This is a genomic window from Streptomyces sp. NPDC060035 (assembly GCF_042736635.1).
In the GTDB taxonomy this organism is placed as follows: Bacteria; Actinomycetota; Actinomycetes; order Streptomycetales; family Streptomycetaceae; genus Streptomyces.
In genome coordinates this window covers 337388-362438 of the sequence record NZ_JBHWVO010000003.1, presented here as the reverse complement: position 1 = coordinate 362438, position 25051 = coordinate 337388, and the positions used below count along the sequence as shown (strand labels likewise).

The window sequence follows — 25051 nt, the reverse complement described above, 5'->3', positions numbered from 1 at the left end:
TCGTCCGCTCCGGAAAGCACCCCAGCCGCAACGGCTCGTCACTGTATCCATGTGCTCATCACGTCCTGACCAGCGGGGACCGGCCCGGCCCTTGACGGACGGGCCGGGCCGGTCCCGGGTTACTTCTTTTTCACCTGGTCCGTTCCCTTTTCATACATCTGCCCGATCATGTCGATCACCGAGGCATGGAACTGTTCCCTGGTCAGGTTCAGACCGTGCTGGTCGAAGAGGTCGACCCCGGCCTGCATGGTCATGTGGTCCCCGGGGTCATCCTGTCCGACGAGGATGGGGTCGGCGACGGAGGCCCCTTCGATGAGCGTCTTGGAGTCGAAGCCTGCGGCCCGGCCGACGTATCCGTAGTGGACGTTCGACCACATGTCGTAGAAGACCTTGTAGTCGGTGCCCGGGACGTCGGCGAAGTAGCCCTTTTCGGAGAGGTTGAACTTCTTGTCCAGCTTGGGCTTGTGGTCCCAGTCGCAGATCTTGGGACAGACCTTGGCACCCCACATGGTCAGGGCTGCTATCGTCTCGGCCCCCTGGTCGCGCCCGGCCAGTCCGTCGTACCAGGCGGACGGCCGCAGCAGGCCCTGCATCATTTTCACGTCGTCGGACCGTGCGTTGCGGGTCAGTTCGTCGTACATGTAGCTCTCCATCTGGGAGAACAGGTCCTCACCCTTCTTCAGATCAGGCTTGGGCTGGGGGCCCTTCTTGAAGGTGATCTTCTGGGAGATCTTCCCGCCGTCGTTCTTGACGGTGATGGTGATGATCCCGCCGCTGCCACTGAAGCCGGTGAAGGGCGCGGGCAGCGTGTAGGTCTTCGTGGAGTGGTAGACCCAGGTGCCGTTGGGGCCCATCGTCATGGAGTCGTGGTAGGTCCCGCCCTTGCCGTCGCTGCACCCGCGTTCGCAGTCGGTGATGGGGCGTTCGCCGCTCGGGTCGGACTTCGTCACCGGGGTGTTGTTGGCGTAGGCGTATCCGTTGAGGGACTCGTGGTCGTCCGGGGCGAGGACGGGGTCCACCGAGAGGAAGCGGCCGGTGGCCGGGTCGTACTCGCGAGCCCCGACGTGAACGAGGCCGGTGCCCGCGTCCGCGGCCTTGCCGAGGAACCCCTTGTCGTCGGGCCAGGTGGACGGTGCCGCGCCGCGGGACTCGCCGAAGGGCTTCGTATAGCTCCGGGTGATGTCCTGGTTGAGGGCGCCGACGGACATCGAGGCCGTTCCGTGGTGGTCGTCGATCATCCAGTTCAGGCCGGACTCGGTACGCACCGCGGTGACGGCACCGGCCGCGTAGTAGCGCTGCGCGGTGAACTTCTTGGTGGCGCTGTCGTAGTGGAGTTCCTGACCGGCCAGGTAGAGGACGGTCGTGGCCTGGTCCCGGCGGATCAGGAGTTCGCCGTTGGCGTCGTAGAGGTAGTCGGTGGTCCTGGTGCCCTCGGTGAGGCGGGTGAGTTCTCCTTCGATGTCCCAGGTGAGGTCCTCTGCGGTGCCGGTGGGACCGTAGCGCTTGGTGGTGTTGCCGTGCTCGTCGTACGTCATGGCCTTGGCGGTGCCGCCGTTGACGCTGTACGAGGTCAGGGTGTGCGGCTGGCCGGTGCCGGAGGCGTTGACGGGCGGATACGCGTAGGCGGTCTGGGTGTTGCCGGCCGCCTTGTGCTCGGTCTGCGTCTCGCGCAGGCCGCCGGACTTGTAGGTCCAGCTCATCCAGTACGGGGCCGGGCCGCCCAGAGCGCTTGCCGAGCGGGTGGTGGAGCACTCGTTGGAGGACGGGGTCCACGCCTCGCTCAGCCGCCGGTAGCCGTCGTAGGCGAAGCACTGGGTGTCCGTGCCGTTGGCCTTGTCGGTGACCGACTTGACGTTGCCGCTGGCGTCGTAGGCGTAGTCGACGTCGCTGGTGTATCCGGTGTTGGTCTGGTCGACCGTATGGGTGTTGGCGAGGCGGCGGGTGCCGTCCTCGTAGCGGCTGAGGACCTGGAGCTGCTTGGCGTCGGTGGAGGTGCCGAGGCGGGTCTCCTCGATGTCCCCGTACGGGGAGTAGCCGATGTTCTGGACGTAGTCGGTCATGCCGTCGGTGCCGGTGAGCATGCCCATGCCGTTGTAGCTGTTGGCTACGGTCTCGGCGGGCAGGCCGGCGAGCGCCGGCATCGACGCGGACTGGACGGTGCCGTTGACGTTGTAGGCCGTGGACTGTGTGTACGTCTGCGGCGCACCCGCCACGACCAGGGGGTCGCCGGCGGCGAGTACCGTCTTGGTGCCCTTGGCCCGGCCGAGGGCGTCGTAGCCGGTGACGGTCTGCGAGTAGATCTTGCCGGTGGTACCGCCGACGTACCGGATCGAGGCGCTCGGCTGTCCCTTGGCGAGGGAGTCGAAGGTGAACTTCGTCAGCTGGTGTGCGCTGTCCTTCACACCGTCCCAGGTGCCGGTCTTGCGGCCGAGCTCGTCGTAGTCGGTGATCAGTGTGCGCGAGGCGCCGTTGAGGGTGGTGGTGACCGTCACCAGCTGGTCGGCGTCGTTGTACGTGTTGTCCGTTCGGCCCTTGTCGGGGTCGATCGCGTACTCCTGGCGTCCGCGCAGGTCGTAGCCGTACGACCACACGGCGCCGTCCGGGCCGGTCATCCTGCTGATCTGGCCGCCCGGTGTGTAGGTGAACAGGGTGCGGGTGTAGTCGCTGCCGCTCGGCACGGGTCCGTTGTACTCGCGGCGCTCGGTCACGTGGCCCCGGGCGTCGGTGACGGTCAGGGTGCCGGTGCCACCCGCGGCGGCGGTGACGGCGGTGCGGTCGCCTTGCTCATCCGTCGCGGTACGCCACTTCTCCTGGTCGTAGACCCGGAAGATGGACGCGGTGGCGCGGCCGGCGGCGTCGAAGACCGTCTCGGTGGAGGAGGGAACGGAGCCGGGGAAGGTGTTGGCCAGGGTTCCCGAGGGCGCGTTGTTGTCGTGGACCTGCTCGTTGGTGAGATAGGCGAGGCCGCGGTCGTCGTAGAGCGTCTCGGAGATCACCCGGCCGCCGTTCGGTGCGGGGACCTGCTTCTGCCGGGACCGCAGCATGCCGTCGAAGATCTCGTACGAGCTGTTGTACGTCTTCCCGTCCGCCTTGAGGGCGTCGGTGCGGACCCAGGTCTCCTTGTCGTTGTTGACGCTGTACGCGTAGACGATGCTGGCAGCGTCGTCGAGCCCGCGGGCGCGGTCCGGCTTCCACACCGACCGCAGCCGCCCGAGCGCGTCGAGTTCCCACTCGGTGATGTTGCCGTTGGCGTCGGTGGACTTGGTGGTCGTCCCCCAGGCGGGGTCCACCTCGTCGGTGGTCGTGAAGAGCTTGGGGTCGGTGGTGGTCCTCGACGTCAGCGGACCGTAGCCGGTGTCATCGGGGACGTACGTGGTCCTGACCGTGCGGTTGAGGGCGTTGGTCGCGGTGGACGGGCGGCCCAGCTTGTCGTAGGTGGAGCTGGAGACCTGCTGGTAGACGGGCTTCTTGTCGAGTTCGCCGTAGCTCGCGACCCGGTAGGAGGCGGTGGGGTCGCCCTTGGTGGGCGCCGTGCCGACGGCCTGCTGGTCGTAGGCCGTGGTGATGTCGGAGACCACGTCCGCCGGGACCGACGGGGTGGTCGTGCACGGGACGCTGTACGTCTCGATCCGGGAGGTCAGCGAGACCAGCCAGGCCGAGGTGTTGCGGGCGTAGGTCTTGCGCGTGCAGGTCTCGTCGCCGCTCTTGGCGGCGTCGCCGCTGTCGTCCAGAGTGAGCGCCATGCCGTACGTGGTGTCGTACGTGCTCTTCTGCCGGACCGTACGAATGCCGCCCGGGGTCGTGGTGCGGGTGCTCACCTCCCCCGGCTGGACGATCCACGCCTCGGTGGTGCCCCAGTCGTAGGTGTGGCTGCCGGTCCGGTGCGACCAGGGGGTGTTGATGGTGCCGCTGACCTCGGCGGTGCCGTTGTGGACGATGGTCTCGCGGACGAAACCGGCGTACTGGCGGGAGTCGTCGATCGCGGTGCCGGTGGAATCGGTGACCTTCTCCACGCGGGCGGTGCCGTCGAGTTCCTTCTCGCCGTTGAGGCCGCGCATGTACAGCGTGGTCTTCTTGCTGCGCGGGCCCTCGGAGTCGCCGGAGGTCTCCACGACCTTGCCGTAGCCACGCCACTGCGACCAGGTGCGGTTGGACGGCTTGGTCAGGCCCTCGTCGTCGGCGTACGCCCAGCCGGCGCCGCCCTGGTAGTCGTAATACTTCTCGCCGGTGTCACCGTGGCCGTAGGGGTCTTCCTGGAAGACGGAGGTGACCACGTACTTGTGGAACCAGTCGGTGACCGGAGTGGCGCCGGACTGGGACCACTTGACCGGGAAGCAGCGGCGGGCGTTCTTGTCGACGTCCGCGGGCATGCTGCTGCCCCAGATGCAGTCCGGGTCGGAGTAGTTGACGGTGAGGGTCGAACCCGTCTCGGACTTGATGGTCCGCACGCGCCACTTGATGTAACGCAGGGTGTCCGGGCCGCTGCCTTCCACGTGGTTGGACAGCTGCATGCCGCCGAAGACCACCGGCGGCATCACTGCGGTGGTGCTGTTCGCCTTGCCGGTGTTCTGGATGGACTTCAGCCACAGGCTCGCCGAGGAGGCGTCGCCGGTGTCGGGGAAGCTGTGCTCCAGGTGCCAGGCGTCCACGTCCCGGCGGGTGGTGCCGGTGCCCGTCCACACGGAGGTGGTGATGTCCGTGAGGCGCTTGCGGGTGAAGAACGCCGGGCCGATCTGGGTGGTGCACTTGGTGCCGGACGCGCAGATCATGTCGAAGGGCACATCCGGCCAGTTGGCCTTGGTGTCCTTGGTGAGGCTGTCGCATCCGCCGGACGTGACGCAGCGTTCGGCGTGGGTGAAGGTGACCCGCTGGGAGGCGGGCTTGGTGTAGAGCAGGTCGGAGCGCAGCCCGTAGTCGATGCGGCTGAGGTAGCCGCCGCGCGTGTAGGCGGTGCCGTTGACGCCGGTGTCGGCGTTCTTGGAGTAGTAGTTCGTCTCCTTGCCGTACCAGTAGGCGGAGGCGTTGTCGTGGGTGTCCACGACGTAGTCCAGGTTCCAGCGCCAGGCTTGGTTGCAGGAGGAGTCGGCGAAGCCGGTGGACTTGTAGCAGGGCTCACCGGAGTCGTCGCCGAAGACGGGGACGGTCCACACGGAGTTGGTGACCGGGTCGTCGTCGGCGGTGTCGGTGGTTCCCTTGTCGCTCCAGCCGGGCAGCCGGTGCTTGCCGAAGAAGTACTGGACGCCGTCGGGACCGGTCACCTTCCAGTACTCGGTGTTGTTGTCACCGTTGGCGGTCGCACCGGTGAGGTGCTCGACGCGGGTGCCGTCCTCGTTCTTCAGCTTCCAGGAGCCGCCGTTCGCCTCCGAGAGGGCGGCGGTGTCACAGGCCGCCTTGTCGGCACAGGTGTTGACCAGTTCGACGGCCTTGCCGTTGAGGACCAGGGTGGCATTGCCGTACTTCCAGCACAGGTCGCCCTTGCCGGACTGGCCGTCGTCCTTGCAAGAGCCGTAGGTGCGCTCGACGTAGGACTCGGTGAGGGAGAAACCCTCGCCGACCACCGAGGTCTGGTTGTTCTCCCCGGCTGTACGGCCGTCCACCGAGGCGGAGTCGTAGGAGATCGACAGGTTCGGGGCCGTGCCGGCCGTCGCCGGGGGGACCCGCAGCGGATAACTCCAGGTGAAGTCACCCGTGTTGCCGCCGGCCTCCCAGGTCGCGGTCGGGGCCAGCGGGCTGGCGCTGTAGTCGCTCCCGCCGCCGGAGGCGTCGGCCGCCGCGGCGAGCAGCATCGGGGTGCCGGATGCGAGTGCGCGGGCAGGGACCGCGCCCGTCAGGGTCTGGGAGCCCGCGTCGTTGTCGGCGCCCGCCACCGGGGTCTGGGTGCGGCAGGACTCCTTCTCCGGGGTGGTCAGCGCACACGCCGGGAGCGTCACCAGGCTCAGACGGGCGCCGAAGTTGCCGCCGTAGATGTCCTTGAACGAGGAGTAGTCCAGGGAGACGCGGAGCTTGTCGGTGTCACCGGTGGCGTTGCCGGATACGGCTCCCGCCGGGTCGACGGTGAGCAGGACGCCGTTGACGCCTGCCTTCTGCGCGGCCGACCGGGAGTGGACACTGAGCGCCACATTCTCCGTCGGACCGGTGGCCTTCGCCTTCTTCGCCCCGCGTGTGGCCGCCCCGGGCGCCGGGGCGGCGGGTTCCTGGGCCAGTGCGACGTCGAGCCCGCCGACGGTGACGGCGGCCCCGCCGGTCGCCGTGACCTTGGCGGTGGCCTTCCCGGCTTCCGGCCACGCGGCCTTCTTCAGCCGCTCACGAGTCTTCGTGGAGGCGGGCCCGGCCTTGTCCTTGGGGGCCTTGGAGGTGCTGGGGTCGAGGATGCCGACTTTGTCGATCTTCGCGTCGGGCCGGTCCTCCAGTTGCTTACGGGCTGCCGAGGCCTGGGCCTGGGCGACGAAGTCGTAGCCCGACGGAACCATTACTTGTGGAAGGACGGTGAGGGAGACGATGAGCGCGCCACGGCCGAGCCAGCGGCGTATACCCGCCGCCGGCACGCGTGGGCGGAAATGTGGTGAAGACACAGTGATGTCCCGGTTCTCCGATGGGGGCAGGGGGCGCTGGGGCGGCGTCGCCGCCCTGATGCGCTGTATCTGGGTAGCGCGTCCGCGGACGCGCAGGGTGTGTCGAGCGAAACGGGGCAGTGCGGGCCGGAAGGCCCGCACTGCCCCGCAGTGCTGCTACTGCTGTTCGGTGTTGCGCCGGTCGGCGATCGTGTCGGTGGAGGTGGCTCCGGCCCAGACGCGGACGCTGTCGATCGACCCGGGGAAGTAACGCGCGGCAGCGCCGTTGATCTTCGCCCGGCCGATCTCGAAGGCTCCTCCGCCCTGCCAGGGGGCCGAATGCGCCACGCCCTCCTCGTCGCCCATCAGGGCGCTGTCGACGTAGAGCCTGAGCGCACCGAGTTTGGAGGTGTCGTCAGGGTCGGCTGCTGCCTGGGCGTCGTAGACGACCGACAGCATGACCGGGACGCCCAACTGCGCCGTGGTGAACGCAGTTGACTCGTTCTTGGTCCAGACCGCCCCGGTTCCGTCCTTGTCGGGGCGGCCGAACGTCCACCGGCCCTGGGCGCTGCCGGCCGGCTGCTCGTACCAGACGCCCCAGGACGACTGGCTCGCCCCCGACTGGCCGAACACCTGTACCGCGTACGACTTGCTGGTGTCGGCAAGCTTGGCGGGGTCCAGCGTCACCCACGCGGTCGCGGTGAACGAACCGGCGTCGTCGACGACCGGGCCGGTGGCGGTGGCATAGGCACTGGTGCCGTTCAGGGTCATCGCCTGCCTGGTCGTGACCTCTTCGCCGATCTCGGGATCGCCGGTCGTGAACTGGGTGAGCGCGGCCCCGCTGAGCGTCAGGTTGCGGCCGAAGCCGCTGGTGTCCTTGACCGTGGTGCCCGTGGCGTTGGCCAGGTCCGTGGCATCCCACTTGGCGACGAGCGCCGGGACCGGATCACCGGCGGTTCCGTCGGAGAGGTCCTCGTCCTCGAGCCAGGCATCGTGGGCCACTTCGGAATCCGCGAGCGCACGCGACCAGGTCTTCACCTCGTCGATGGTTCCGGCGAAGTTCTCCGCCCCACCTGTCTTGTACCACAGCCGCCCGACCTGCAGGCCGCCGGACGCCTTCCACGGGGTCACCGTGAACGGCACCGGATTGCCCTGCGGGACGCCGTTGACGTAGAGCTGGACGGTCTGCGCCGCCGCGTCGTACACGCCCGCCAGGTGGGTCCAGGCGTTCAGGACCGGCGGCTTGGTGCCGAACGAGCGGGTGATCACGGGATCGACGACATCCGTCTGGTGGCGGTTGAAGATCCAGGCGTTGGAGTAGCTGGAGTAGTACAGCTGGAAGCCGGAGGCGCTCGTTCCCGCCTGGGACAGAACGGTGTAGTTGACGTCCTTCTTCTCCAGACGTGCCCACGCCGAGACGGTGAAGGACTTGGTGGTGTCCAGTACCGCGCCGGAGGTGGACAGGTAGGCGCTCGTGCCGTTGAACTTCGCCGCGCCGGAGCCGCTGCGGGCCAAGCTGTCCCAGGTGGCCCCCGACGAGGTCAGCGGGTGCTGGGTGGCCGTGGTGGAGTCGGTGAGGGCGTTGTCCAGGTGCCAGACCCCCGAGGGCTTCTCGGCGCCCAGCACCAGGAAGCTGTAGTAGCCGGTGAGTGAGCTGTGCGCGGCAGCGTCGTAGCCCCAGACCTGGATGGTGTTCTCACCGGCCTGGTTGGGTGTGATGGTCTGCGTGGTTGCCGCGCCCTTGGCGACGGTGATCGGGGCGGAGACCGCGCCGCTGTTGAGCCGCCACTTGTAGCTGACGACGTCGGACTGGATGCCGGCCGTGGTGGGGTTGGTGTCCGCGGGGGTGAAGGTGAACTTGCCCGCCGAGCCCACCCCGCCTGCGGCCGGATCGGTCTCGGCCGGCTTGTAGACGCCGTCGGCGCTGGTCACCACCGGGGGCGGCGGCGAATCGGTGTCCACCCGGAAGTAGCACCAGGACGACCAGGACGAGTCCAGGACACCGGTGACACCCCGGTCCGTCTTGTAGTACGCCTGTGTCTTGACCCTCATCCGGTAGTCCGTCTGCGCCGGCAGCGTGCTGGAGGTCGCGTCGCGGACGGCGTTGTCGGCCACCCAGGCACTGTCCGGGGAGGCCGCGTACCAGGCGCGGCTGGATCCGTCGGCCTTCCACACCTCGAAGAGGGTACGCAGCTGGGCGTTCGAGCCGTCGGCCGACTGCGCGGTGGCCAGCATCTTCGGCGTGGTGTCGCTGGTGACGAAGGGCAGGGTGGAAGCGTTGCAGGTCCGCCCGGTGGTGCCCTGCTGGACGCCGTACGAGGTCGGCGTGCTCGGGTAGGAGATGTAGGTGACCGACAGTTTCGCGTCGTTGCGGAACCGCGCCCAGGAGGCCGCGTCGGACTCGTCGTGCGCGGCCACCGAGAAGGTGATCTGCGACGTCTTGTTCGCGGCGTAGGACGCGAGGGTCGTCGTCAGGTTCTCGTTCGTCTCCTCGTCCACGTTGTCGCTGAAGCGCACCCAGTTCGCCGGCTGGGACGGGCTGCACAGGCTGCCCCGCCCGTAGGCGACGGAGCGGTCGCCCATCAGGTCCACCGCTGTGGGGCGGGACGACCAGGTGGTGCTGGAGGAGATGCCCTTGTCGACCCGGCTCAGGTCGTACCAGTGCGGATCGCAGGTGAACGTCCACTCCTGGTACACCTCCATCGTCGCGTCGAGGACCTTCTTGCCGTGGATCGAGGAGAGCGGGTACTCGAAGTACATGCGCTGGGTGTACGGGCTGTTGGAGCAGAGGTAGCCGGCGTAGTTGGAGCAGCGGCCCACGCCCTTGTCCCCGTCGAACTCCCAGTACTTGGTGCCGTTGGAGGCCAGAGCCGTCCAGTCGCCCAGGGCGATGCCCTTGGTCGGCGGATCGATGTAGAGCGGGAAGACGGTGTCCTCGCCGTGCAGCAGCTCCGGGTCGGGTGTGATCTCCAGGGTGGTGCCGGTGACCTTGAGCGGGAGATCGGCTGCCGCGTCACCGCTACCGGGAGCCTCGCTCGGAGCCGGCTCGCCTCCGGCGGCGGGCAGCGGAGTCGCTTCCGCGTCGTCCTCGGCCAGGGAAGCGGTGCGGGCGCTCTGCGTGGTGACGGTGGTCGTGGTGGCCGGGGCGTCACCGGCCGAGTCCCACATCCGCCCCGCCGGGCTGTCGAACACGGGGGTGCCGTCGCCGTCGCGCGCCACGAAACCGCCGTCGGCCGTCGGGGAGATGTCCAGGCCGCCGCCGGAGACCGACATCTTGATCGTCGCGAGGGCCGGGTTCTGCGCTGCCTTCGCGGTCTTGACCACTAGTACCGAGGTGTAGCCGGAGCTCAGCGCGGTCAGTTGCAGATCGACGTCCGGAAGGACTTCGGCATAGGTGGCGGTGTCACCGTCGAGGCGTGGCTCGGGGAGTGCGGTGGGCCAGCCCAGCCGCAGCGCGTGTCCCTCGTCCTCCAGTGCGACCAGTCCGGCCCCGCTGCCCCCGCCCGAGAAGGTGAGACCGGCCGTCGTGTTCCTCGCCCGGACGGCACCGTCCGCCCCGCGCACGAGACCGGTATCGATGGAAGCCCAGGTGCCGTCGTCCTTCCGGGCACGGACCGGAGCCGCGTTCGTCTCCTGTGTGAAGGTTCCGTCAGGGTTGGCGAAGACCTGTGACGACTCGGTGGTCGCCGCGTCCACGGCCACCCGCTCGCCTGTCTTCGCCGCGAGAGCGCCGGCCTCCGCCTCCGGAGTCCGGCCGGCCGCCACCGAGGCCGTCCCGTCCTGGGCGAGTGCCGGGGTCGCCGCTGCTCCGACTACCGGAAGCCCGCCCCCCAGGAGTACGACGGCCAGAGCACCGCTCCGCACCGCCCGTCTCCAGCCGTTCCGTTCGTGCGTGAACACGCCCCACCCCTTAATTTTTCATTACAAGAATTGCGAAGATCATGTGATGTACATTCACCTTGGTCAATAGTGACGTACGTCACAATGTGCCCTTCGTGGGGGGGATGGTGTGAAAGGGCATCCGGTTGAGGTGGCGGGTGTCCCGTTCCGGCTCTCGCCCGGCGTCGGAAGCCCGCCGTCACCGACGCGAGTGGCACGGACCGCCTCGTCCTCATAGCGTGGTGGACGAGACGAGGACAGGCTTGTGGGTCCCCGCGCGAGTCCGGCGTCCGCCGTGCGACGACGACACGCGCCGGGAGGCCCTGCAGCCCAGCCACCAGGGGGGTAACGGAGGTACTGGATGCCGCGGCCCCTGTGGACCGGAGCGATCAGCTTCGGGCTGGTCACCATCCCGATCAAGGTGGTGTCCGCCACCGAGAACCACTCGATCTCCTTCCACCAGTACCACCTCGAGGACATGGGCCGGATCCGTACCCGCAAGGTGTGCGAGCTCGACGGTGAGGTCCTCTCGCAGGACGAGATCGGCAAGGGGTACGAGATCGCCAAGGACCGGACCGTGCCCGTCACCGACGAGGAGCTCGACCGGATGCCGCTGCCGACGGCGAAGGCGATCGAGATCGTGGCGTTCGTCGACGCCGACCGTGTCGACCCCGTACGGATCAGCGACAGCTACTACCTCGCGATCGACGGCCAGGTCGCGGCGAAGCCGTACACCCTGCTCCGCAAGGCACTGGAGCGCAGCGACAAGGTCGCTGTCGCGAAGTTCGCCTGGCACAACCGCGAGCGCCTCGGCCTGCTGCGGGTGCGGGAGAACGCCATCGTGCTGCACTCCATGCGCTGGCCGGACGAGATCCGCAGCCCCGAGTCGCTCGGGCCTGGCGACGTCGAGCTGGGCGAGGACGAGATCGAGCGGGCCGTCCAGCTCACCGACACGATGGCCCTCGACGGCATCTCCGGGTTCCACGACCGGTACCGGGAAGCCCTGGAGGAGCTGATCGCGGCCAAGTCGGAGGGCAAGGCGCTTCCGGAACCCGGCGGGGGCGAGGAGGAGGAGCCGGGGAAGGTCATGGACCTGATGGCCGCGCTGAACGCCTCGGTGAAGGCGGCGAAGGAGACGCGCGGCGAGGCCACCGGGACGGAGGGCGAGCGCGCGAGCGTGCACGAGATGAAGTCCGGTACCCGGAAGAGGACCGCGAAGAAGACAGCGACCAGGAAGACGGCGGCCGGGAAGACGGCGAAGGCAGCCGGGAAACCGGCCGGGAAGAGGGCCGCCAGGAAGCGGACGGCATCCTGAGTCCGCCGCGTTCCCTCACCCGAGGTCGTCCGGGGCGAGGTCGGGCCGCAGCCGGTGCCAGGAGGGCTGGCGCAGCCGCCCCGCCCTGGTCCGGGTCGCGTACCGCACCTCGCCGACCAGCCGCGGCAGCACCCACCGCGCACCCGCGACCGGGGGCACCTCGTCGAACGGACAGGTGCCGATCGCGGCGACCCGGAGCAGCCCGGCCAGGGTGGTCCGCTCCGAATCGCTCCACCCCGTTCCGACGCTGCCCGCGTAGCGCAGGCCGCCCTCGTGCCGTTCGCCGACCAGCAGCGCTCCGGGCAGTCCGTCCAGCCGGCCGCGGCCGGGCACCCAGCCGCCCACGACGACGTCCACGGTGTGTACGTGGCGGATCTTGATCCAGGTACGGGAGCGGACCCCGGGCTCGTACGAGGATGAGAGCCGCTTGGCGATCAGACCTTCCAGTCCGGCCTCCCGGGTCATCCCCAGGGCCTCCTCGCCGTGCCCGACGACGACCGCGGGCGTCGACCAGTGCGCCCCGCCGAGCCCCAGACCTTCCAGGGCCGCACGGCGTTCCGTATAGGGCAGCCGGAGGAGGCTCGTACCCCGCAGGAACACGGCGTCGAACAGGACGAGGTGGGCGGGGACCCGCTCCGCCATGCGGGCTGCCCTGGCGGGCGACCCGGAGAGCCCCATGCGCGACTGCAGCCGCTCGAAGTCGCTGCGCCCCTGGTTGTCCAGCGCGACGATCTCGCCGTCCAGCACTGCCGGTACGCCGTCGAGCGCGGCGCCGAGTGCCGTGAGTTCCGGATAGGCGGCCGTGATGTCGGCACCGGAGCGGGCCAGGAGTTCCACCGTGCCGTCTCCCGGCAGATAGGCCATGGCGCGCTGGCCGTCCTGCTTCACTTCGAACGCCCACTGGTCGTCGGTGGCCGCGGGCGGCAGGGTGCCGGGCGTCGCGAGCATGGGGGCAATCCGGGGCAGAGTGGCCATGGAGCCACCTTCTCAGCTCTCTGAGTAGAGTGGGCAAGTCGTTGCAAATCCGGCATATCGGATTCAGGATCCACTCTCCGGAAGGCAAGAGCATGAAGATCGCAGTGATCGGCGGCACAGGGCTTATCGGTTCACAGGTCGTGAAGATCCTGAAAGCGGCCGGACACGACGCCGTACCGCACGCGTTGTCCACCGGCGTAGATCTCCTCACCGGCGAGGGGCTGCCCCAGGCGCTCGAGGGGGCCGATGTCGTCGTCAACCTGACGAACTCGCCCACCTTCGACGACGCTTCTCTCGACTTCTTCCGGATGACGATGGACAACCTCCTCATGGTGGCTCAGCAGGCAGGGGTCGGCCACGCGGTCGTGCTGTCCATCGTCGGCGCGGACCAGGTGCCCGGCCTCGACTACTACCGGGCCAAGGTCCTCCAGGAGGACGTCCTGAAGGCCGGGCCCGTCCCGTACTCGATCGTCCGCGCCACCCAGTTCTTCGAGTTCATGGACGCGGTCCTGTCCTGGACCGCCGATGAGGAGACCGTCCGCCTTCCGTCCACTCCGCTGCAGCCCATGGCCGCGGCCGACGTCGCCCGGGCGGTGGCCGACGTCGCCGTCGACAGCCCTCTCGGGGGCACCCGCAACGTCGCCGGCGCCGACGTCTTTCCGCTGGACGAGCTCGGCAGGATCACGCTGGCCGCCCGCGGCGACAAGCGCACCGTCGTCACGGACGACAGCGCCGGAATGTTCGCGGCGGTGCCCGGCGACGCCCTCATCGCCAAGAGCGACGTACTCATCGCGCCCACCCGCTACCGCGACTGGCTCGCGACGGCCTGACCGGCGCACGGAGCCCGGCGCACGGAGCCCGGAAACCCGGCGCGCAGGGCTCCGCGGCCCTTCTGCAGGGCCGGATGCGTGCGTGGCCCGCTCAGGCGACAATTTACCGCCGCGGCGAGGATGTCGCGATCGGCGCCGCAGCGCACCGCGACGCAGGACCCGGGAGTCACGGGCGTCCGGGCCACGTCGATGCCGAACGCGTCCGGCCCCAGGGGGGCCAGGTGTGCCGTCACCGGGCCGGGGCCGCAGCCGAGGTTCGCGAACGGTCCGTTTCCTGCGGCCCGCACCGGCTCGGCGAAGGCGGCCGGCATCGCCCGGTTCAACGGGTCGGGTCCGGCCGGCCTCGGGACTCGTGCGGCGTAGTCGGTGGCGACGCTGTCGTACGAGTCCCGGACGGCGGCCGGGTGGGGGTGACGGGTCGTGGCACCCGGCCCCAGGATCTTTCGTTCGGGTCAGTTGTAGCCGAAGCCCCGGGGAAGCGGAGCCTGTTGGAACAGCCGGGTCGGAACCGCGTCGGCCAGTGCCTGGTAACCCGAGGGGTTGAGGTGGAGATGGTCGCCGGTGTCCATCGAGGCCCGGAGCCGGCCAGGGGCGAGCGGGTCGCGTACGGCCCTGTCGAAGTCGAGCACACTGTCGAAGCGGCCGCTCGTACGGATCCAGGTGTTGACCGTCTGCCGCGCCTCCTCGCGGTAGCCGTCGGGGTCGTCGTAGCCGGTGTTGGCGCCGAAGGGGGTCAGGGTCGCCCCGTACACGCGGATGCCCTGTGTGTGGGCCCGGGTGATGATCTGCTCGTACGCGCCGATGACGTCGGCCGCGACCTGCTTCTGGGCGGCCGGTGATGCCTCGGCCGTGCCGATGTCGTTGACGCCCTCGAAGACGAGCAGCCAGTCGACGCCGCTCTGGGCCAGGACGTCACGGTCCAGGCGGGCCAGGCCGTTGGGGCCGAGACCGTCGTTGAGCAGCCGGTTTCCGCCTGCCGCCTGGTTGACGATCGCGGCCTTCGCGGTGGCGGGCCCGGACGCGAGCCGCTTCTGCAGGAGATTGGGCCAGCGGTCGTTCATGTTGGTGGTGGAGCCCCGGCCGTCGGTCAGCGAGTCACCGAGCACGACGGCGGCCGAGGTGGTGTTCCTGGACCAGACCTCGACGCCGCTGAGGAAGTACCAGTGGTCGGTGGCCGTCGCCCCGGTGAGGTCCGTGTCGCCGACGTGGTTCCCGGCCTGCAGGTAGGAGGTCGTACGGGAGCCGGGGTGCGAGGTGATGGCGGTGGATGCCTGGCCGTTGGCCAGGTAGACCGTCGCCGTGAGGTTGGAGCCCGGCTCGAGCGGGAAGTCCAGCGGGTCGGAGACCGCCTGCGCACCGGCCGGCACCGACACGGAGGAGCGCCCCTGGAAGGTCACCTCGTGGGTGGTTCCTGCCTGGACCGCGCTGGTTCCGGCCCTGCCGTCGAGCGGCAGGGCCACGGACACCTTGGTGATCGGCAGCACCGCGCCGCCGAACGCGTTGGAGAAGCGCAGCCGGATGTGCTCGCCGCCGGCCGAGACATGGACCGTCTGTCGCAGGGTGGCATCCGTCAGTACGGAGCCGGCCTGAGTGAACGGCGCCGGAGGCATGTTGCCCGGCTCCGTCAGCTGTGGCATGGATGTCCAGGTGCTCACCCAGCGGGCGTTCCGTTCCCTCGGCGTCGGGGAGCTGCCCGGGCCGTGGCCGCCTTCCCCGGCTCCGATGGCGGGGGTGACGACGGTGGCGGCGAGTGCTGCGGTGGCGATCAGGCTGAGGATCGACGATCTTCGGTTCACGGTGGTGCTCCCTCTGGCTGGGTGGGGGAAGCAGGGCATGAAGAAGCGGGGGCGAGCGAGGAGTGCGTCCATGTATATGGACGGCGTCTTCACTTGCGCCCAGGGATTCAGGCGGCAGGCTAGCTCTCCGATAGATTTCGGTCAACGCTTCGAAAGTTTTCGTCAATGTGTCGCAGAACGCGTCCCGCCATGCGGGCGCGGGGAGTTGGGCCGGGGTGGCGCCGTGAACCTGACGTCCGCGGCCGGTGTCGTGACGTCGGCATCCCCGCTGATGGCCCACGCGGCAACCCGCGCGACCATGGCGGCCGGGATCACCTCGCTGATCCCGGGGGCCGCCGGGACGTCGTGCGTGGCGTGGGCGTCGTACGGCAGGACGACCCGGTACCCGAGCGCCAGGGCCGTGCGGGCCGTCGCCTGGACGCACATCTCGGACATCAGCCCGCAGACGGCGAGCGACCGTACTCCCGCACCGGTCAACAGGCCCCCCAGCGGGGTCTCCTTGAACCCGTCGTCGTGGGTCTTGCGGATCACGGTCTCCGTGGGACCGGCCTCGACGGGGAGGTGGAGCTCCCAGCCGGGTGTGTGCGGCTCGTCGCCGGCTCCGGGCCGCCCGTCGTTCTGCAGGTGGACGACGAGCGCCCCGTCCCTCCGCGCCCGTGTGATCAGGTCCGTCGTCCGGTCCAGGAGCCCGGCCGCGTTCGGCAGTGCTCCGTCGCCGACGACGGAGGCCGACTGTACGTCGACAACAAGCAGTGCCTCTGCGGGAATTGCGTGGTTGCTCATCCCGTCATCCTCGTGGTCGGCGCCGTGTGCCTCCACGTGATTTCCGTCCTCATGCTCAAGGGTATGACTAGACAAATTTTTGAGTAGGATGGGGGCGGACCAGAAACGGGAGAAGGAGCGCTTCGATGGCCTTGCGGCATGCCGTGCTGGCAGCACTGCTGGACGGTGAGTACAGCGGATATCAGTTGGCGAAGGCGTTCGACATCGGCGTCGCGAACTTCTGGCACGCCCTGCCCCAGCAGCTGTACACCGAGCTGGCCAAGCTGGAGAAGGACGGGCTGGTCGCCGGCCGGCAGGTGATCCAGGAGACCCGGCCCAACAAACGCCTCTTCCACGTCACCGATGCCGGCCGAGCCGAGCTGGAACGGTTCGCCGCGGACGTGTCGAAGCCCTCGTTCATCCGCGACGACCTGCTCGTCAAGGTCCAGGCAGCCGACCGCATCGGCACCGCACCGGTGATCGAACAGCTGGAGGAGCGAGCGTCCGCGGCCGACGCCAAGATCCAGCTCCTCGGCAACCTGCTGCGGCAGATGCGCGGCGACCTGGACGAGGAGCAGTACCTGCGCACGGGCGAGCGTGTCGGGCCGTACCTGACCTGCCTGCGCGGCCTCGCCTTCGAGGAGGGGCACCGGGACTGGTGCCTGCGGATCGCGAACGTACTGAGAGAGAGGCGGACGACCCGTGCCGAGCGGTGAGTACCTGCGTTACGTCGCACTGGGCGACAGTCAGACCGAAGGGGTCGGCGACGGCGACGATGTCACCGGCCTGCGGGGCTGGGCCGACCTCTTCGCCGCGCACGTGGGGGCAGCCAACCCCGGTCTCCAGTACGCCAATCTGGCTGTACGAGGACGTGTGGCCGGCCAGGTCCGCGCGGAACAGCTGGGGCCCGCGCTGACCCTGCGCCCCGACCTCGCCACCGTGGTCGCCGGGGTCAACGACCTGCTCCGGCCCGGTTTCGACGCCGAGGAGGTGGCAGGTCACCTGGAGGAGATGTTCGCCGCGCTCACGGCAGCCGGGGCCCACGTGGTGACGATGACCTTTCCCGACGTGGGGAAGATCGCGCCGCTCGCGCGGCCGGTCAGGTCCCGCGTGTTCGACATCAACGCCCGCATCCGCGCGGCGGCAGCCCGGCACGGCGTCACGGTCGTCGACATCGCACCGCAGGCCGTCGCCACCGACCCGCGGCTGTGGAGCGAGGACCGGCTGCACGCGAGCCCGCTCGGCCACGAGCGGATCGCCGCCGCCGTCGCCCGTACCATCGGTCTGCCCGGCAGCGACGACGCCTGGATGCTCCCGCTGCCGCCGCAGGCCGTTCCCTCCGGCCTGAAGGCCGCACGGGCCGAAGTGCGCTGGGCGGCAGCGTTCCTCGGGCCCTGGCTGGGACGCCGACTGCGCGGCAGGTCCTCCGGCGACGGCCGCATCGCGAAGCGCCCCGAGCTCCTGCCCCTGAGCGCGCTCGCCTCCCCGGCGGACACCGGCCGCCAGGAGCCGTCGTAGTCCGGTCCGTCTGTTGTTCCTACGGGCGCAGGGCGTGACCCGCGAGCGACAGGCGCAGGGCGCACTCGTCCTCCGCCTCGACCGTGACGGTCATGCCCCAGTGCTCGCTCAGCATCCGGCCGACGTCGACGAGCCGCGCGCGTTCCTCCCGGCTGTAGGCGGGGAACCGTACCCAGCCGCGGTCGGCGATCTTGTTGCCCAGCTCGGTGAACAGCGTTGCCCTGCAACGCCGTTCCTCCTCGGGCGTGAGGGGAGTCGTCGCCTGCTCCGAAGGCAGGGCGCGGACGTTGTACAGCTCTCGGATCACGGCATCCTCCGGTGACGGTGACGGTCGCGCCCATGGTCGAGCGCGACGCCGGCCCCGAGGCGGTCTCCCGGAGACGCACCCGACCGTACCGGGCACGGGAAGTCGGGTCCGGCGGGGCGGGTCCTGCCTAGCGTGAGGGACGAAAGGAAGGAGTCCAGGGTGCTGGAGCGGCTGAACCAGGCGATGGAGCACATCGAGGGCCACCTCGGCCGACGGATCGAGGTGCCCGAACTGGCCCGGATCGTGATGACGTCGGAGTACCACTTCCGCAGGCTGTTCTCCGCGCTGGCGGGCATCCCGCTGTCGGAGTACATCCGGCGCAGGCGGCTGACGGTCGCGGGCGCCGAGGTGCTGGCCGGGGAGCGGACGCTGCTGGAGGTCGCGGTGCGCTACGGCTACTCCTCGGGCGAGGCGTTCGCTCGGGCGTTCCGTGCCATGCACGGAGTCGGCCCCGGTGAGGCCAGACGGACCGGTGCGAGCCTGCAGTCCCAGCCCCGGATGTCCTTCCGCCTCATCGTCGAAGGGAGCAGCAGCATGCGGTACAGGGTTGTGGAGCGGGAGGAGTTCCGGGTGGTCGGCAGGAAGGCGCGCGTCCCCCTCGTGCACGAGGGAATGAACCCGGCCATCGGCGACTTCATCCGGGGCCTGGGCAAGGAGACGCTGCAGCGCATCGAGAGCCTGTCCGACCAGGAGCCGGAGGGCATCGTCTCGGTGAGTGACAACCTGGACGACAGCCGAGCCGAAGGAACCGAACTCGACTACTACCACGGTGTGGTGACCGGCGCCGAGGTGCCCGACGACATGGACGTGCTCACCGTCGCCGCCGGGATGTGGGCGGTCTTCGACAGCTCCGGGCCGTTTCCGCAGACGCTCCAGTACCTGTGGCGGGACGTGTTCACGCAGTGGTTCCCGTCCAATCCGTACCGGAGCAGGCCGGGTCCCGAGATCCTGCGTACCCGGCTGTCGCCGGACGCGGCACAGGCGGACGCGGAGCTCTGGATTCCCGTGGAGCGGAATCCGGTCTGAGCCGGTCGGGGCACGATGGGCCCATGACCTACGTGCTGTCCACGCAGTCCGCCATCCCCGCCGGTTCTCTCGTCGCCGCTCCGCATCCCGTGCTCCGCGCTGCGGGCCTGCTGCTGCGGCCTTGGGACACCGCCGACGCCCCGGTGTTCCTCGACGCCTACCGGGACCCCGAGATCCGGCGCTGGCACACGCGCAGCCCCGCGTCCGAGGACCAGGCCCGCGAGTGGTTCGCCGGATACCGCCAGGACTGGGCACAGGAGAAGGCCGCCAACTGGGCGGTGACCCGCGACGGCGGTGAGGTGCTCGGCCGCATCGCGTTGCGAGGGATGAACCTCGATGACGGCGTCGCCGAGTGTGCGTACTGGGTCCTCCCGGCCGCACGCCGCACCGGCGTCGCCTCCGGCGCGCTCACTGCCGTGAGCGACTGGGCGCTGAGGGAGGCCGGTTTCCACCGTCTGGAGCTGGACCATTCCACGCGTAACGAGGCTTCCTGCCGGGTCGCCGCCAAGTCCGGCTTCGTCCTGGAGGGCACCAAGCGCAGTGCGGCCGTCCACGGCGACGGCCGGCACGACATGCACCTGCACGCCCGCGTCCCGGGCCACGGGCGCCCCGCCCCCACGGATTACTGACCCCACCCACAGTCCGACCTCGCGCGGCGGAACGAAGCGCGGGCAGCCCAAGTGCCGCCGCCACGGGTCGACTTCCGTGGCGGCGGCACTTCCGGCTCAGCGCAGCCAGGTCGAGGCGTACGCCTCGATGGCATCCCGCTGGTACGCGGCCAGGCCCGGCGCGATCGCTTCGTACGCCGCGCGCCACTGCTCGTTCTCCACCCGCCCGATCGCCCGATCGCGCGGTACTCGTCGGCGGAAACTGTCCGGAGCCCGGTCAGCGCCCGGTACTGGCCATCGATCTCGGCGAGCACCGCGTCGTCGTCCGCGGGCGTACCTGCGGCCAGCAGCTCGGCCAGGCGGATCGCCTGAGCCGGTCTCTCCGGCCCTGATCACGACGGTAGAAGCTGCCGGTGCGGCAACTGCAAGCCCAGAAACCAGGGTCTCGGCCCGCTCTCGCCCTCGCCGCGCCGAACGTCTGGGGAACGGGCCAGGTACCTCGACCGCACAGCTCGACCGCAGCCTTCTTGGACTCGGCCGGGTAGTGCTTCATGACCACGGCGCGCACGTTCTCACCTCGTCGAAGTGACCCGGTGACCGGCAGGGCGCTCCGCACCCGCTCCGCACCCAGGGCGAAGCGGTGTATGCCAGAGTGTGAACCATGTCCCGTTGCGAGTCCGATGACCAGCTGATCCCTCTCCTCGAGGACGCTGCTTCGGCATCGTGGTCTGTCAGAGCGGCCGCAGGCCGGCGCCTGGCAGCCGTCGCGGAGGTTCCTGAAGCAGCCGAGACCCTGCACCGACTGCTGCTGGATGGTCGCGACACTTTCGTCACTCAAGAGACGGCGGAAGCTCTGCTCGAACGCTGGGACGTGGTTGGTCTGCGCATGGTGCTGGCCGCGTTCGTCGCTGCGGATGACAGCACCGGCGATCACCTCGATGATGCAATCCTCAATGTCTGCCGTCAGTCCCAGGAGGACGGGGAACGGTTCGCAGTACTGTGCTCGGCGCTGGCATCGGATGCGGATAGTGCCGTGAGCGAGGAAGCCCGCAAACTCCTTCAACCACTGTGGTGACCTGCGCGCCCCTCGCGGGCGGAGGGGCCCCCATTGCCTCAATTGATCCAGTTCTTAGAGGTTGTCTCACGTGACTGGTTTCGTGAGTTTCTTGTAGCAGGTCAGGGCGGCGCCATGGCCAGGCCTCGGCTCTGCCAGTCGTTGCGGAACACGTACGGGATCTTGGGACCACGAGCAGCCCATGGCAGGCTCATGCCGCATGATCGATGAATTCGCGAAAGACAACCTGCACAGGAGACTGCGGCGGGACCGCGAGGCGCTGCTCTGGAAACTCGACGGCTTGTCCGCATACGACGCCCGCCGACCTTTGACAGCGACCGGGACCAACCTCCTCGGCCTGGTCAAACACGTGGCCACCGTCGAGGCCAGGTACTTCGGTGAGGTCTTCGACCGCCCTTCCCCGGAACCGCTGCCTCGGTGGCAGGACTCCAACGGCAGCGATCTGTGGGCGACCGAGGACGAGACCCGCGATCAGATCATCGGGTTCTACCGGCGCACGTGGGAACACTCGGACGCGACGATCAACGAGCTGCCCCTCGACGCCCCCGGCCACGTGCCGTGGTGGCCGGAGCCTTATCCCAACACGAACCTGTTCGCCATCATGGTCCATGTACTCGGCGAGTCCATCCGGCATGCCGGGCACGCCGATATCCTGCGCGAGGGCCTCGACGGCCGGACCGGGGTGCGCGCCGAAAACGAGCAGCAGATCGACGAGGAAGCCCGTGCAGCCTACTGCGCGAAGATCGAGCAGGCTGCCAGGTCGGCCGCACCAGTCAAGGCTTAGAGGTTGTCCCACGTGACTTGATGTTCGTGCGGCATGATGCCGGTCGTGGGTGCTGATCTGTCGAAGCGTCTGGTTCCTGATGAACTCTGGGAGCCGGCCGCCCCGTTGCTGCCGTCGTTCGTTGCTCGTCCGCAAGGTGGTGGGACCGCTCCGTGTGACGAGCGCTCAGTCGCGTAGGTGGGTCAGAAGCGCGTCGCCCGACGGATAGGGGCGTTCTGCGGGAAGAAGTTGCCGGGCGGCATCCAGAGCCCCGTCCCTCACGTGGGCATGGATCGCATGCGCGCGTGCGGTGACGTCGTTGATCGAGACGATCCATTTCTCTGCGTAGCGCTCAGCGGCCTCGCCGGCGAGGCCCAGTTGGAGGGAGCGATGAGGAAGCGGTTGGAGGTGCAGATCGCGTTCGGGATCCCACTGCACTCGGGCCGGGGCTCGCTTCAGCTGCCGCTTCCAGGTGGCGTGGTCGGAATGCAGCCCGTGTTCGTAGTGGGACAGGCAGGCGTTTTGCAGGGCCCATTCGAAGCCCTCGCGGGTGATTTCGATCGCGAGGACGGTCTCCTGGTCTTCCTTGCTCGCCCATCCGCAGCGGTACATCATCCAGAGGAACGACGGTTTGATCCACGTCATTCGGCCCCTCTTCCAGGCCGCCGGAAAATGACCGTCCTGTGCGGCGGGCAGGCCGATCTCCGGTGCGTATGCCTGGTAGACGGTCACCGTGGAGGCCGTATGGAGGGCGCGGATCTGATACTTGGGTTCTGGCACGCTGACCAGCGTCGACGTTCGGTGCGCCTTGCGCCATCGAATTACCGGGCCGCAGCCGGCGCCTCTCCGGGCGGGAGCGTTCGGCTCGGCTCCGGGCAGCCGACTACGAGGGCATACGGTGCTTGCCGCGCAGTACGTCGACGTAACGGCGGACATCGCGTTCCGCGGGCAGGTCGGCCGAGGGCTCTTGGGCTGCCGGGGCAGTGTCCGCAGCGGGTGCGCGGCAGGGGCGGCAGAGACCGTCGGGCAGTGACCCGGCGGGTCCGGGGCGGCCGCATTCGGTGCACTCGACCAGGAGGCGGCGCGCGGGATTGCCCGGCGTCGGAGCGGCGGCGACGGGCAGGCGGGCCGGGATCTTGTCGAGGAGCCGGCGACGTACGAATCCGACGGGGGAGCCGACCTGGGCCGGGAGCCCGGAGACGAGCGCCTGGGTCAGGTAGTCGGCGTTCACGCCGCGTACGAACCAGGCTGCGGCCAGGTCCTCCAGGGCGCTGCAGTCGGTGGCGGAGAGGGCGAGCCGGGGTTCGGTACGGCCCAGTCGGGCCAGAGCGAGGTACGCGGGGGAGGGGCCGCTGCCCGGCGCCGGGTCCGCATTCCGCCGCTGCGGTACGGAGACGGTGGCCGCGGGCTCGGCCGCATCGCCTGTCTCCGCTGTCTCCTCTGTCTCCGCAGGCACCGCGAGGGCCGGGTGCGGCGGGGGAGCGGACGCCGTCGTCGTCCTGGCTGCCGGGCCGTTCCCGGCGTCGAGGTGGGCGGCCCACCATTCGTTGTCGCGGGCGGTGCGCGACCAGAAGGTGAGGGTGACCCAGCGGTTCTGGCCGAGGGTCTCGACCCGGCACCGTACGTGGCGTAGATGCCCGGCCACGCCCAGGGCCCGCAGGGCGGTGCCGATGGCCATCTGCCCGTACAGGGGGAGGTCCTTGGCCAGCGACTTGATGTCCATGGCCGCGCCCTCCGGCAGCCGGTCGACGTATCCGGCGATGTACCGCTCCCGCTCGGGCAGCAGCGCGAAATCGGCCGCAACCGGCGGGCGTTGATCGGGCGCGGAGCGCTTGCCGTAGCCGCGGTGGGCTTTCCGGTACGGGCGGGAGGCGCGGGAGGGGCCTGCGGGTGCGCGCAAGGCGGAGCTAGGCTGCTCGGTAGCCACGAGATCGGGTCCGTTCGATCTTGGGGTGAGACCCCGGCCTGGTGCGTCCAACACCGCGTCGGGGTCGTTTCGTTGAGGGCACCGTAAGCAGCCGCGACTCCGCGCCGCAAGCTGGTCACGATTAGTCATACTTGCTGGCCGTGACGGGTCAGGGAGGGTAGGGAGGTTCTTCCCCACCCTTCCTTTACCTACCGGATGACAGACACCGCTCGAATCCCGAACCTCGCATCCCGACCCCCGGATCCCGAAGCTCAAGCGTCGGGCCGGGCCTCCGTTTCGTACCCACGAAAGGGTGAAGGGGCCGAGCCGACGCTCGGGTCCAGGCTCTCGGCCCTCGAAGCCCGAGTCCCGAGTCCCGGATCTCGGGTCTCGGGTCTCGGGTCTCGGGTCTCGGGTCTCGGATCCGGCCCGTGTCCCTCAGCCGACATCGCCATGGATCAGTCGCCCGAGTACCCGAAGATCCCCACGTGCGTCGGCCTGTCATCGGTGTGCAGAACCACGTACACGCCGGTCCACCGCATGCGGCACTCGTCGAGCAGTGACTCGGTGGAGCCGGGCGAACCTCCGGCGGGCCCGAAGTCCCTGGCGAGCAGCTTCTCGAACCGTTCGGGCGTCGGTCGGTCGGCACCGAAATGGTGCGCGATGCGGTCGTCCGCCAGCGGGCGCAGCGTTCCGTAGTCCTCGGCGTTCCGCTCCGACGGGGCGGTGGTCGCCTGGACGACCTGCTGGATGTCGAGGATCGAGTGGGTTCCCTCCTCGCCCATGAACTCCTCGTCGTCCCACAGGTCCTCAAGGCACTCGTATGTGTCGTCGTCGCCAAAGAGCTCCTGGAAGACCTGCGCGTGCAGAGCCTCCAGAGACTTCTGGACGCTGCCTTCGTACGGTGTGACGTACGTCCACCCGCTTGCACCCACTACGCTGCCCTCCCGGTGTGCGATCTGCCGGATCGACGCCACCCTACGTAGGCTTCTGCCGTGAACGACACCACACATGGCATACGGATCAGACCGGGCACCCTGGCCGACGCACCGGCCGTGCTGGACATGCTCGACGCAGCGGTGGTCTGGATGAACGATCGCGGCAACACCGAGCAGTGGGGCACGACACCGTATTCGCAGAAGCCTGGAGCGGTGGCGCGGGTCGAGCGGTACATGACCGAGAACGCCCCGTTCATCACGGAGTTGGACGGAGCGCCTGTCGGAGCTCTGGTGCTGGATTCCGGGCCCAGCCCTCAGATGCCGATCGCGCCGGCCGAGGAACCCGAGCGATATGTCCGTCTGTTGATCTCCGACCGGCGGCACGCCGGTCGGAGCATCGGGGCGGCGCTGCTGGCCCATGCCGTCGAGGAATCCCGGCGGGCCGGCGTGGAGCTGCTGCGGGTCGATTGCTGGGCGGGCGGCGGGGGCGAACTGGTCGCGTTCTACGAGCGCAACGGTTTCACTCCCACCGTTCGCTTCCTGTCCGGGTCATGGCCGGGACAGGTGTTGGCCCGGCGGGTCGGCTGACGAAGCACTCGGGCCATGCCTGGCCACGGTCGAGAAAGGGCCGGCCGCCCAACGAGTTCCGCACCGGCCGGACCAACGGCTCGGGCCCGACCTCGATCGCGTAGGCGGGCAGCACCCCCCGTGTCTCGCTCACAGCGCTTTCGATCACCGGTCGTCCCGAACCGTCGACTTTTTTGGCTACGGGACAGCCCTTAGGCGCCTCGGGACAGCCGAA

General features: G+C 69.3%; 19 protein-coding genes and 1 pseudogene. 9 read left to right on the top strand and 11 right to left on the bottom strand.

The genetic code is table 11. The features are described from left to right. Window positions 1-119 precede the first annotated feature (119 nt). Window positions 120-6470: an RHS repeat-associated core domain-containing protein gene (locus ACFWBQ_RS06625; protein WP_385485031.1), complete on the bottom strand. Its 6351-nt coding sequence runs from the start codon at window positions 6468-6470 to the stop codon at window positions 120-122. Window positions 6471-6728: 258 nt separating this feature from the next. Next, window positions 6729-10253, bottom strand: a complete 3525-nt coding sequence (locus ACFWBQ_RS06620; RefSeq protein WP_385485029.1) for a LamG domain-containing protein — start codon at window positions 10251-10253, stop codon at window positions 6729-6731. Window positions 10254-10791: 538 nt separating this feature from the next. Here ACFWBQ_RS06620 and ACFWBQ_RS06615 point away from each other — a divergent pair. After that, a complete protein-coding gene (locus ACFWBQ_RS06615) occupies window positions 10792-11745 on the top strand; it encodes a Ku protein (RefSeq protein WP_385484813.1) in 954 nt (317 codons plus the stop codon). Window positions 11746-11760: 15 nt separating this feature from the next. Here the strand turns inward: ACFWBQ_RS06615 and ligD are convergent, their stop codons facing one another. Next, window positions 11761-12720: a non-homologous end-joining DNA ligase gene (ligD, locus tag ACFWBQ_RS06610; protein ID WP_385484811.1), complete on the bottom strand. Its 960-nt coding sequence runs from the start codon at window positions 12718-12720 to the stop codon at window positions 11761-11763. A 92-nt stretch (window positions 12721-12812) separates the two neighbouring features. Between ligD and ACFWBQ_RS06605 the strand changes: the two genes are divergently transcribed. Further along, the gene (locus ACFWBQ_RS06605) at window positions 12813-13550 is read left to right on the top strand and encodes an SDR family oxidoreductase (protein WP_385484809.1); all 738 of its coding nucleotides are present in this window, start codon (window positions 12813-12815) and stop codon (window positions 13548-13550) included. On the opposite strand, the gene ACFWBQ_RS06600 is transcribed toward ACFWBQ_RS06605, so the two are convergent. The 3 genes from ACFWBQ_RS06600 to ACFWBQ_RS06590 all read right to left on the bottom strand — a co-directional run bounded on the left by ACFWBQ_RS06600 (window position 13523) and on the right by ACFWBQ_RS06590 (window position 16129). Next, window positions 13523-13861, bottom strand: a complete 339-nt coding sequence (locus ACFWBQ_RS06600) for a hypothetical protein (RefSeq protein WP_385484807.1) — start codon at window positions 13859-13861, stop codon at window positions 13523-13525. The genes ACFWBQ_RS06605 and ACFWBQ_RS06600 overlap by 28 nt on opposite strands. A 141-nt stretch (window positions 13862-14002) precedes the next feature. Beyond that, window positions 14003-15385 (bottom strand): SGNH/GDSL hydrolase family protein, encoded by a 1383-nt coding sequence (locus ACFWBQ_RS06595; protein ID WP_385485027.1) that lies wholly within the window; start codon window positions 15383-15385, stop codon window positions 14003-14005. 123 nt (window positions 15386-15508) lie between these two features. Further along, entirely contained in the window at window positions 15509-16129 is a 621-nt protein-coding gene (locus ACFWBQ_RS06590; protein WP_385484805.1) for an isochorismatase family protein, read from the bottom strand. A 125-nt stretch (window positions 16130-16254) separates the two neighbouring features. On the opposite strand from ACFWBQ_RS06590, the gene ACFWBQ_RS06585 reads away from it, so the two are divergent. Both ACFWBQ_RS06585 and ACFWBQ_RS06580 read left to right on the top strand, forming a co-directional pair. Beyond that, window positions 16255-16824: a PadR family transcriptional regulator gene (locus tag ACFWBQ_RS06585; RefSeq protein WP_385484803.1), complete on the top strand. Its 570-nt coding sequence runs from the start codon at window positions 16255-16257 to the stop codon at window positions 16822-16824. Next, window positions 16811-17626 carry an SGNH/GDSL hydrolase family protein gene (locus tag ACFWBQ_RS06580; protein WP_385484801.1) on the top strand — a complete coding sequence of 272 codons (816 nt, stop codon included), beginning with the start codon at window positions 16811-16813 and terminating at the stop codon, window positions 17624-17626. Before ACFWBQ_RS06585 ends, ACFWBQ_RS06580 begins: the two co-directional genes overlap by 14 nt. 19 nt (window positions 17627-17645) lie before the next feature. On the opposite strand, the gene ACFWBQ_RS06575 is transcribed toward ACFWBQ_RS06580, so the two are convergent. Then, window positions 17646-17933 carry a hypothetical protein gene (locus ACFWBQ_RS06575; RefSeq protein ID WP_385484799.1) on the bottom strand — a complete coding sequence of 96 codons (288 nt, stop codon included), beginning with the start codon at window positions 17931-17933 and terminating at the stop codon, window positions 17646-17648. A gap of 159 nt (window positions 17934-18092) precedes the next feature. Between ACFWBQ_RS06575 and ACFWBQ_RS06570 the strand changes: the two genes are divergently transcribed. Then, window positions 18093-18959, top strand: coding sequence for a GyrI-like domain-containing protein (locus tag ACFWBQ_RS06570; protein WP_385485025.1), 867 nt, complete (start codon window positions 18093-18095; stop codon window positions 18957-18959). A gap of 23 nt (window positions 18960-18982) precedes the next feature. Continuing rightward, complete coding sequence (locus tag ACFWBQ_RS06565) at window positions 18983-19588, top strand: GNAT family N-acetyltransferase (RefSeq protein ID WP_385484797.1); 606 nt, start codon at window positions 18983-18985, stop codon at window positions 19586-19588. A 96-nt stretch (window positions 19589-19684) separates the two neighbouring features. On the opposite strand, the pseudogene ACFWBQ_RS06560 reads toward ACFWBQ_RS06565, so the two are convergent. Further along, a pseudogene (locus ACFWBQ_RS06560) lies at window positions 19685-19950 on the bottom strand (TipAS antibiotic-recognition domain-containing protein); the annotation flags it as partial. A gap of 278 nt (window positions 19951-20228) precedes the next feature. Between ACFWBQ_RS06560 and ACFWBQ_RS06555 the strand changes: the two are divergent. Both ACFWBQ_RS06555 and ACFWBQ_RS06550 read left to right on the top strand, forming a co-directional pair. Beyond that, on the top strand, window positions 20229-20642 hold the full coding sequence (locus ACFWBQ_RS06555) for a hypothetical protein (protein WP_385484795.1): 414 nt from the start codon (window positions 20229-20231) through the stop codon (window positions 20640-20642). 199 nt (window positions 20643-20841) lie between these two features. Then, complete coding sequence (locus tag ACFWBQ_RS06550; protein ID WP_385484793.1) at window positions 20842-21426, top strand: DinB family protein; 585 nt, start codon at window positions 20842-20844, stop codon at window positions 21424-21426. 165 nt (window positions 21427-21591) lie between these two features. Here ACFWBQ_RS06550 and ACFWBQ_RS06545 read toward each other — a convergent pair whose 3' ends face one another. The 3 genes from ACFWBQ_RS06545 to ACFWBQ_RS06535 form a co-directional block, all read right to left on the bottom strand. Beyond that, window positions 21592-22185, bottom strand: coding sequence for a DUF4291 domain-containing protein (locus ACFWBQ_RS06545; RefSeq protein WP_385484791.1), 594 nt, complete (start codon window positions 22183-22185; stop codon window positions 21592-21594). 103 nt (window positions 22186-22288) lie between these two features. Beyond that, a complete protein-coding gene (locus ACFWBQ_RS06540) occupies window positions 22289-23332 on the bottom strand; it encodes a MarR family transcriptional regulator (RefSeq protein WP_385484789.1) in 1044 nt (347 codons plus the stop codon). 437 nt (window positions 23333-23769) lie between these two features. Then, a complete protein-coding gene (locus ACFWBQ_RS06535) occupies window positions 23770-24246 on the bottom strand; it encodes a hypothetical protein (RefSeq protein WP_385484787.1) in 477 nt (158 codons plus the stop codon). Between the two features lie 60 nt (window positions 24247-24306). Between ACFWBQ_RS06535 and ACFWBQ_RS06530 the strand changes: the two genes are divergently transcribed. After that, complete coding sequence (locus ACFWBQ_RS06530) at window positions 24307-24837, top strand: GNAT family N-acetyltransferase (protein ID WP_385484785.1); 531 nt, start codon at window positions 24307-24309, stop codon at window positions 24835-24837. Window positions 24838-25051 lie beyond the last annotated feature (214 nt).